8 protein-coding genes are annotated in these 8,201 nt (G+C 60.6%); 2 read left to right on the forward strand and 6 right to left on the reverse strand.

Annotated elements, in window-relative coordinates:
• Positions 1 to 424: 424 nt before the first annotated feature.
• From H9X86_RS11105 to H9X86_RS11130, 6 genes are read right to left on the reverse strand one after another with little or no spacing between them, the layout of a single operon-like run.
• Positions 425 to 1,606, reverse strand: a complete 1,182-nt coding sequence (locus H9X86_RS11105; protein ID WP_204901588.1) for a hypothetical protein — start codon at positions 1,604 to 1,606, stop codon at positions 425 to 427.
• 9 nt (positions 1,607 to 1,615) lie between these two features.
• On the reverse strand, positions 1,616 to 2,884 hold the full coding sequence (locus H9X86_RS11110; RefSeq protein WP_204901589.1) for a hypothetical protein: 1,269 nt from the start codon (positions 2,882 to 2,884) through the stop codon (positions 1,616 to 1,618).
• 9 nt (positions 2,885 to 2,893) lie between these two features.
• Positions 2,894 to 4,147, reverse strand: coding sequence for a hypothetical protein (locus H9X86_RS11115; RefSeq protein ID WP_204901590.1), 1,254 nt, complete (start codon positions 4,145 to 4,147; stop codon positions 2,894 to 2,896).
• 2 nt (positions 4,148 to 4,149) lie between these two features.
• Positions 4,150 to 4,851 carry an ABC transporter ATP-binding protein gene (locus tag H9X86_RS11120; protein ID WP_204901591.1) on the reverse strand — a complete coding sequence of 234 codons (702 nt, stop codon included), beginning with the start codon at positions 4,849 to 4,851 and terminating at the stop codon, positions 4,150 to 4,152.
• Complete coding sequence (locus H9X86_RS11125; protein WP_204901592.1) at positions 4,842 to 5,555, reverse strand: hypothetical protein; 714 nt, start codon at positions 5,553 to 5,555, stop codon at positions 4,842 to 4,844. Before H9X86_RS11125 ends, H9X86_RS11120 begins: the two co-directional genes overlap by 10 nt.
• On the reverse strand, positions 5,548 to 6,006 hold the full coding sequence (locus H9X86_RS11130) for an RNA polymerase sigma factor (protein ID WP_204901593.1): 459 nt from the start codon (positions 6,004 to 6,006) through the stop codon (positions 5,548 to 5,550). The genes H9X86_RS11125 and H9X86_RS11130 overlap by 8 nt, the downstream gene beginning before the upstream one ends.
• 257 nt (positions 6,007 to 6,263) lie before the next feature.
• On the opposite strand from H9X86_RS11130, the gene H9X86_RS11135 reads away from it, so the two are divergent.
• On the forward strand, positions 6,264 to 7,205 hold the full coding sequence (locus tag H9X86_RS11135; RefSeq protein WP_204901594.1) for an AAA family ATPase: 942 nt from the start codon (positions 6,264 to 6,266) through the stop codon (positions 7,203 to 7,205).
• A 3-nt stretch (positions 7,206 to 7,208) separates the two neighbouring features.
• Complete coding sequence (locus H9X86_RS11140) at positions 7,209 to 8,186, forward strand: DUF58 domain-containing protein (protein WP_204901595.1); 978 nt, start codon at positions 7,209 to 7,211, stop codon at positions 8,184 to 8,186.
• The last annotated feature ends 15 nt before the right edge of the window (positions 8,187 to 8,201 follow it).

Genomic DNA, 8,201 nt, shown 5'->3' on the forward strand with positions numbered 1-8,201 from the left:
CACCAGGTTTTCATGGCAGCTGGCCCTACGGCTGGGCAGTTTCCATGTCCGGGCCTTCCCCTGGCATTGCGGCTGTTCCCAGCCGCCGAAACCCAGGCTTCCGGCAGCCGGGAACGGCTGCAACACTCCGAACTAAGGCCCTGGAGGGGAGGCAGCGCACGGCTTGCCTGGCTGTGCGCCTTGCAAGGAGCAACTGCTTTCCTGAATTGGCACCAAACCAGGGCAGACCATAGGCTTGACGCACCACCAAACCCGTACCCCAAGGGGGGTTCTTAGGGGGGAAAGCCCTAAGCGATTCTTTCCCCAATTTCTCATCGTGGAGAAATTGGGCCCAGCGGAGCGTGGTTGCCAGTCTAACAAGACTGCAACAGAGAAACAAAAAACAAGGGCCTGTTTTGCAACAGACCCTTTGTTTTTCGCTCCGTCATCGTCCGGTGACCTGATAGTTCCGATAGCTCAGCCAGCACAGCCCGCCCAAGACAAGCACCGCCAGCACATACACCGGGACGCTGAACTGGATGGCGTTGAGCCGGAAGATGGCCAGGTAATAGTCGGTGAGGGTGTGGGTACTGATGCGCAGGAAGGGCAGATAGCTGCTCACCTGCTCCACCAGGCGGCCATGGCCTTGAAACAGCCCCAAAACCGTGACCCCGGACAGGAGAAAGGGCACCACCAGTGCCACCACTGCCCAGCCCAGCAGCTCAGACAGCAGCATCACCAGGGACACCATGGCCATGCTCCCCAGCACCAGAAGGGCCACCATCACCAGCACATACCCGCCCATGGACAGGTGCAGGGGGAGGGCCACCCCCTCACTCCACAGCTGGAGGGCAGTGGAAAAGCCGTCGGGGCCATAGAAGATGCAGTAGGCCAGGATATACACCCCGGAGAGGGTCAAGGTCAGCCCAGCGGCGAAGCTGACCCCGGCACACCACCTGGCCCAGAAGGCGGTGGTCTTGCCCCGGGCACTGGTGAGTACCAGCTGGTCGGTGCGGGTGCGGTGCTCCTCCGAGAAGAGACGGCACACACACGCCGCCGAGAGCAGCACCGCCACCTGGCACAGCAGGCCACAGTCCTGGGCCATGCCCTGCCAGCCCCCGGCGTAGTCCAGGATGAAGGTCCCCAGGCCGCTGGCCTGCTCCTGCCAATAGGCGATTTCTTCCTCTGTCAAGAGATTCTCCTCCGGATTCACCCAGAAGCTCCACACCTCACTGCGGTAAAAGCCCTGGGCGGTGACTCCAACACGGCTGAGCATGGTGTTGAGATAGCGGAAGGGGGAGTAGGAGTTCAGATTCCACTGGCGGGTTCCGGTGTCGCTGTCCCCATACCCCGCCGTCAGCTGCTCCATGAGGGTGTCATCCAGCTCCTGCCCCGACAGCCCCCGCATGTAGTCCCGGCGGATTTTCTCCACCTCCCCATAGGGTCTGGGCAGCCGCTCCACCTCATTTTGCTGGGCGTCGTAGTCGTAGTAGTACCCCGTGGAGTTGAGGGTGACCAGGTTCCACCCGAATATCATCACCACCCCCAGCAGCAGGGACACCAGAGCCAGCCGCTGCCCCAGGATTTTTTTCAGCTCATAGACGTACAGGGTGCCAAATCCCTTCATATCATCACCTCATTCCTTCTCTACGGTGTGAATGTGGTACAGCCAAAAGCACAAAGCCAGGCAGAGGACGGCCAGCAGGCCATAGAGACATACCGATGCGGTGATGCTCTCCAGCTGTATGCCACCCAGGGAAATGAGCCGTTCATCCAGGAGAAACTCTCCGGACATGCGGTGGATGGGAAAATAACTCCAGATTTGAGGCCCCACCCGGTCATACAAATCGTGAAAATAAAAGAATGGGTCTTCAACCAGCAAGGTGCCCAGCAACACCCCCAGGGGTAGAGCCAGAGCGGGAATGGCCCGGCGGAAGAGTTTGGACAACAGCATGGCCAGCGCCCCTGCAAAGAGGAGAATGAGCAGGCTCATGCCCACGGTGGTCAGCACTCCCTGCCCTGCCGTCATGGCTCGGCTGCTGTTCCGCAACCAGACATCTGGGTACCCCATAATCAGGCTTTCCAGCTTCAGCAGCTGGATGGGGGTGTTGGCCCCCTGGGCGCCATGGACAACAAACTGGATGGCGGCGGTGATGGCAAACAGCGTCAAGATGGTGCCGCCAGCCAGGGTCTCCCCTGCCGCCAGCCGGGCCAGAGCCAGGGACTTGCGCCCGTACTTGCTGCTGGTGAGGATGGGCCAGGTCTTATACACATGGTCGTCGGAGAAGCTGCCGCACAGGCAGACAAACACAAAGGGCAGCACCATCAGGTTCAGCCAGAAGGCCAGTTTCAAAATCCCACTGTACCCCTTGGCATAGTCCAGGGTATAGGGGGTGTGGATCCTGGCCCGCTCCGCCTCCCAATACTCGATTTCCTCCTGGGTGAGTCGTTGGCTCTGGTATTCATCCTTCTGCCATGTTTCAATGGCTTTGTAGGCCACATCCGCCATTTGATCCGTCCCATCCCATAGGGGATTGAGCATGGTTACGGAGATTCCATCCTCCACCAAGAAGTGGTTGAGCAGGATAAAGGTAAAGGGCCGGTTTGATACGTCCTGATAGTATTCGTTCATCTCCCGCATTTCCAGGGCAGCCTCATTGTCCAACAGAGTACCGGCGTCCTCCCGGGCAAAGCGGCGTTCCAGCTGGATGGCCTCATAGCGGGAGACAGTGTCAAACACCAGCGACCCGTCCTCCTCCACATAGGCCACCTCCTCCTGGGCCAACAGGGGCTTCACGTTGAGAAAGAGGGTGACCCCCACCATCACCAGGAGAAGAAGGAGCACATAGGGCCTTGCCACAAGTTTCTTCAGTTCAAAGCGGTAGAGTGTTCCAAATTCCTTCATAACACCACCTCATTCCTTTTCTACGGTGTGGGTGTGATACAGCCAGAAACACAAAGTCAGGCAGAGGACGGCCAGCAGGCCATAGAGCCAAACCGACACGGTGATGCTCTCCAGCTGTATACCGCCCAGGGAAACCAGCCGCTCATCCAAGAGAAACGTTTGGGACAGGCGCTGGATGGGGAAATAGCTCCAAATCTGGACCAGCACCCGGTTATAGGCATAAAAGGACAGGGGTGCAAAGATCAGGGAGATCAGCAGCAACCCCAGGGGCAGAGCCAGGGCTGGAATGGCCCGGCGGAAGAGCTTGGACAAAAGCATGGCCAGAGCCCCTGCAAACAGAAGGATGAGCAGGCTCATGCCCACGGTGGCCAGCACCCCCTGCCCTGCCGTCATGACCCGGCTGCTGCCGCACAACCAGGCCCCCGTATACCCCGGGCGCAGGTTTTCCACCTCCAGCAGCTGAATGGGAACGCTGGCCCCCTGGGCGCCATGGACAAAAAACTGGATGGCGGCGGTGATGGCAAACAGCAGCAGAATCGTACCCCCGGCCAGGGTCTCCCCCGCTGCCAGCCGGGCCAGGGCCAGGGACTTCCGCCCGTTTTTGCTGCTGGTGAGGATGGGCCAGGTCTTATACACATGGTCCTCGGAAAAGCTGCCGCACAGGCAGATAAACACAAAGGGCAGCACCATCAGGTTCAGCCAGTGGGACAGAGTCAAAATCCCGCTGTACCCCTTGGCATAGTCCAGGGTAAAGGGTGTGGTAAGCCCCGCCCGCTCCTCCTCCCAGTAGTCGATTTCCTCCTGGGTGAGGCCTTGGTTGTAGTACTCCTCTTCCTGCTGCTGGGCCACCTTCTCATAGGTGAAATCCGCCAGCTGATTCGCCCCATCCCGCAGGGGATTGATCCCAATGGTGGAGATGGCATCCTCCACCAGGAAATCGTTGAGCAGAAGAAAGGTCAGCGGCGAATCTGACACCTCCTGGTAGTATTCGTTCCTCTCCCGCATTTCCAGAGCTGTCTCATTGTCCAGCAGGATGCCGGCGTCCTCCTGAGAAAAGCGGCGTTCCAGCTGGACGGCCTCATAGCGGGAGACGGTGTCAAAGACCAGCGACCCGTCCTCCTCCACATACACCACGTCCTCCTGCTCCCCCAGGGGGTATAGGTTGAGAAAGAGGGTGGCTCCCACCATGGCAACCAAAAAGAGGATCACATAGGGCCTTGCCAGGATTTTCTTCAGCTCAAAGCGGTAGAGTGTGCCAAACATCCTCATATTCCTCCCCCTTCAAACTGCTGGAGATAAAATTTCTCCAGGTCCTGGGGGGTGTTGTGGACATCGCCGTCGTAGATGAGCTGACCATCTCTGACCATCAAAATGCGGTCTGCAATGTGCTCCACGTCAGAGACGATGTGGGTAGAGAGCAGCACAATGCTCTCCTTGCCCTGCTCCTGGATGATGGTGCGGAAGCGCACCCGCTCCTTGGGGTCCAGCCCGGCGGTGGGCTCGTCCAAGATCAGAAGTTTGGGCTGGTTTAAGAGGGCCTGGGCAATGCCCAGCCGCTGTTTCATGCCCCCGGAGTAGGTGCGGATCTTTTTGCGCCCCACCTCCGCCAGTCCCACCAGCTCCAACAGCTCCAGACTGCGCCTCCGGGCACTACTGCGCTCCATGCCCTTGAGCGCCGCCATGTACAGCAGAAAATCCAGCCCGGTGAAGCTGGGGTAGTAGCCAAAATCCTGGGGCAGGTAGCCCAGGGCCGCCCGGTAGGCTTCCGTGGACACGTCCAGTCCATCCAGGGAGATGGAGCCGCCGGTGGGCCGCAGGATGCCGCAGAGCATCCGCATCAGGGTGGTCTTGCCCGCCCCGTTGGCCCCCAGCAAGCCGGTGACCCCGGGCTTTAGGGTGAGACTGATGCGGTCTACGGCAATCTTCGAGCCATACTGCTTGGTAATGCGGTCAATGTTCAGTTCCATACCAATTCCTCCCCACACAATAGATAGCGTCTATATCCCCAAAACATCAGGGCCAACAGCACCAGGGTGATGCCCACCCAGCCCGCCACGCCCCCTTGCTCCAGCAGGATCAGCGGCGATCTCTGCCACCAAAAGCACAGCCCGCTCACCGCCACCGCCGCCATGGCGCACACAAACACCATCTCGCTGCCCCGGAATCGGCGAGAGATCACCAGGCACACCAGCGAGGTCAGACAGTAGGGGCAGAGCAGAAAACACCCCGTCACCACCAGCGGCAGCTCACTCCACCCCGCCACCAGGGGAAAGAGCACCGCCAGCAGCACCAGATTCCACACCCCCATCAGGGTCAGCCGGGCCATGAGCAGACTTTTCAGAGAAAACCGGGCGGATAGCTCCAGCTCCTCCATGTGATAACGGGCCGAGCGGCTCAGCTCGGTGACGGTGGCCAGGGCTGCAAAGGGCAGCAGGGCGGACACCATCCACATATCCCATGGCTCCAGGTTTTGGGTGATCAGCAGCGCCACCACAAAGATGGCCACGGACAATAGCCAGCTCCAGGGGCGGAGATACGCCGCCTGGGTGAGCAAAAACTGGGTGGTGGACAGCTCTGGCTGGGTAAACTGACTCAAAAACTCCTGTTTCTTTCTGGGCACCGGGGGCTGATAGACCTGTTGGAGCCCCCGTTTCCATAAGTGGTCACGCATAAAAATCCCTCCCATCCAGCTGACTGCGCAGCTGTTTCAAAATCTGCCTCTCCCGGCGGTACACCGCAAAGCGGGACACACCCAAAATGTCTGCCACCTTCCCCACCGGCAGCTGGTTGGTGTAGCGCAGGAAAATCAGCTCCCGATCCTCCTCCGGCAGCCGTTCCAGCGCCTGCTCCAGGGCGATGCGCAGGGTGTGGGCCTCCTCCTCGTCCTGGACAGGCGGGGGCACCTGGTCCAGGGGCAGCTCCTGTCTGGCCCGGTAGAAGTCCACGCAGAGATTGCGGGCAATGGTGTAGAGGTAGGCGGTGTGCCGTTCCATGTCCCCCACATCACGGGTGCGGAGAAAGCGCAGAAAGGTCTCTTGGGTGATGTCCTCCGCTGCCTGGGGGTGGCGGGTCTTCATATAGCAGTACCGATACAGCTTGTCGTAGCGTTGTTCCAAATCCATGGCAGCGGCTCACCCCCTTCTATTTGATATAACGGTTGAGACAGACAACATGTGCGGGTAGATGAAAAATAATCCCACGCCATTATAAAACAAAATGACGGTTTGGGATAGCACGTCCCCCCGCAAACATCTCCGTATCCAATTTCCATTGACGCTTCCCAGCCCATGGTGTATGCTTACAGAGAACAAAACTCCAGCTACGAAAAACACATTCTCAGGCCAGCCATGGGAGTCACCGCCAGAAAGGGGCCCGTCCTATGCTCACAGAACAGAAGATCATCCACAGCATCCTCGCCCAGGTACGCAAGGCGGTACGGGGCAAAGATGAGGTTTTGGCACGAGTCCTGCTGTCCATTTTGGCCCGGGGCCATATTTTGCTGGAGGACATCCCCGGGGTGGGCAAGACCACCATGGCCCTGGCCTTTTCCAAGGCTCTGGGCCTGCGCTGTCAGCGGGTGCAGTTCACCCCCGATGTAATGCCCTCAGACCTCACTGGCTTTTCCGTCTACAACCAGGAGCGCCGCACCTTTGAATACCACGCCGGGGCCTTGATGTGCAACCTCTTCCTGGCCGACGAGCTCAACCGGGCCACCAGCCGCACCCAGTCTGCCCTGCTGGAGGCCATGGAGGAGGGCCAGGTGACGGTGGACGGGGTCTCCCGTCCCGTCCCTCAGCCCTTTGTGGTCATTGCCACCCAAAACCCCGTGGGCGCTGCCGGGACCCAGCCCCTCCCCGACTCCCAGTTAGACCGCTTTACCATCCGCCTCTCCCTGGGCTATCCCACCCGTCAGGCGGAGTTTGACCTGGTGCGGGATCGCCAGCGTGGCAATCCCCTCCACCAGGTGGAGCAGGCCATCGACCACACCGGACTGGAGGGACTGCGCCGGGCCGTGGACCAGGTGCATGTGTCCGACGACGTGCTCAGCTACCTGCTGGAGCTGGTGGATGCTACCCGCCGGGATCCCCTCATTGTCCAGGGAGCCAGCCCCCGGGCCACCCTGGCCCTGACCCACATCAGTCAGGCCCTGGCTCTGGCCTCGGGCCGGGACTATGTGATTCCCGAAGACGTGCAGGCCATGTTCCACAATGTCATTGCCCACCGCCTTATCCTCGCCCCCAGGGCGGCGGAGACCCCCCAAGCACAGAAGGAGCTTATGGAGCGGCTGATGCAGGGTGTCAAAGCCCCCCAGCTGAGATGACCCATGATCGGCCGGCGCATTGTCTACGGGGTGGCTCTGTTGGCCGCCCTGGCCTTTCAGATCTTCTATGACGGATATCTGGCCCAGTTCCTTCTGGTGTGTGTCATCTCCCTGCCCCTGCTCTCCCTGGCCCTCAGCCTCCGGGCCGCTGTGGGGGTGCGCCTGGAGCTGACCCCCTCCCTGCCCCAGCTGGTGCAGGAGGAGAGCGGGGCATGGGAAATCTCCGTGAAAACCCGCTCCTTCCTCCCGGTGCCCCGGCTGACCATGGCCCTCACCCTGCAAAACAGCCTGACCGGGACAAAACAGCGGGAGCGACTGGGCTTCACCGGCCTGTCCCAGGGAATGGTACGCACCATACCCATGGACACCTCCCATTGCGGCCTGCTCACCTGCCAGCTCAGCCGGGTGCGGGTCCTGGATGCCCTGGGCCTGTTTGCCTTCCCCGTCTCAGCTCCCACCCCTGCCCACGCCCTGGTTCTCCCCACTCCCGTCCCCATGGAGCAGCTTCCGGAGTTCCCCCAAATGCCCGCCAACACCATATGCACAGGCACGCCCTCCATGGAGGACTACGAGCTGCGGGAATACCGCCCGGGAGATTCGCTGCGCTCCATCCACTGGAAGCTCTCCTCCAAACACGATAGTCTGGTGGTGCGGGAGCCGATGAAAAATGGTTTGCCCCAGGTGGCGGTGACCTTTGACCTGTTCGGGGACGGGAAACGTCTGGATCGGGTGCTGGGCCGTCTTCGGTGGGTGTCTCTGGCCCTTCTTGGCCGGAACATCTTCCACAAAATCCTATGGACTGACCCAGAATGTGGGCAGCAGGAGCAGACGGTGTCCTCCCAGGCGCAACTGCTGGCGGCCATGACCGCCATCCTCTCCCGCCCCGCCCCGGCAGAGCAGTCCTCTGCCCCTCTGGAGCTCTCCCACCTGGGCCAAATGCCCCGCCTGCACGTCACCACCGGAGAGGAGGATGCCCCATGAGCAATGCCCCAACTC

The organism is Pseudoflavonifractor capillosus (assembly GCF_016902575.1).
Lineage (GTDB): Bacteria > Bacillota > Clostridia > Oscillospirales > Oscillospiraceae > Enterenecus > Enterenecus capillosus_A.

What these genes read in the sequence shown, in the direction of transcription:
- H9X86_RS11135 (WP_204901594.1), top strand. Translation starts at nt 6,264, where the DNA reads ATGCTCACAGAACAGAAGATCATCCACAGCATCCTCGCCCAGGTACGC.
- H9X86_RS11120 (WP_204901591.1), bottom strand. Translation starts at nt 4,851, where the DNA reads ATGGAACTGAACATTGACCGCATTACCAAGCAGTATGGCTCGAAGATT.
- H9X86_RS11130 (WP_204901593.1), bottom strand. Translation starts at nt 6,006, where the DNA reads ATGGATTTGGAACAACGCTACGACAAGCTGTATCGGTACTGCTATATG.
- H9X86_RS11140 (WP_204901595.1), top strand. Translation starts at nt 7,209, where the DNA reads ATGATCGGCCGGCGCATTGTCTACGGGGTGGCTCTGTTGGCCGCCCTG.
- H9X86_RS11110 (WP_204901589.1), bottom strand. Translation starts at nt 2,884, where the DNA reads ATGAAGGAATTTGGAACACTCTACCGCTTTGAACTGAAGAAACTTGTG.
- H9X86_RS11125 (WP_204901592.1), bottom strand. Translation starts at nt 5,555, where the DNA reads ATGCGTGACCACTTATGGAAACGGGGGCTCCAACAGGTCTATCAGCCC.
- H9X86_RS11115 (WP_204901590.1), bottom strand. Translation starts at nt 4,147, where the DNA reads ATGTTTGGCACACTCTACCGCTTTGAGCTGAAGAAAATCCTGGCAAGG.
- H9X86_RS11105 (WP_204901588.1), bottom strand. Translation starts at nt 1,606, where the DNA reads ATGAAGGGATTTGGCACCCTGTACGTCTATGAGCTGAAAAAAATCCTG.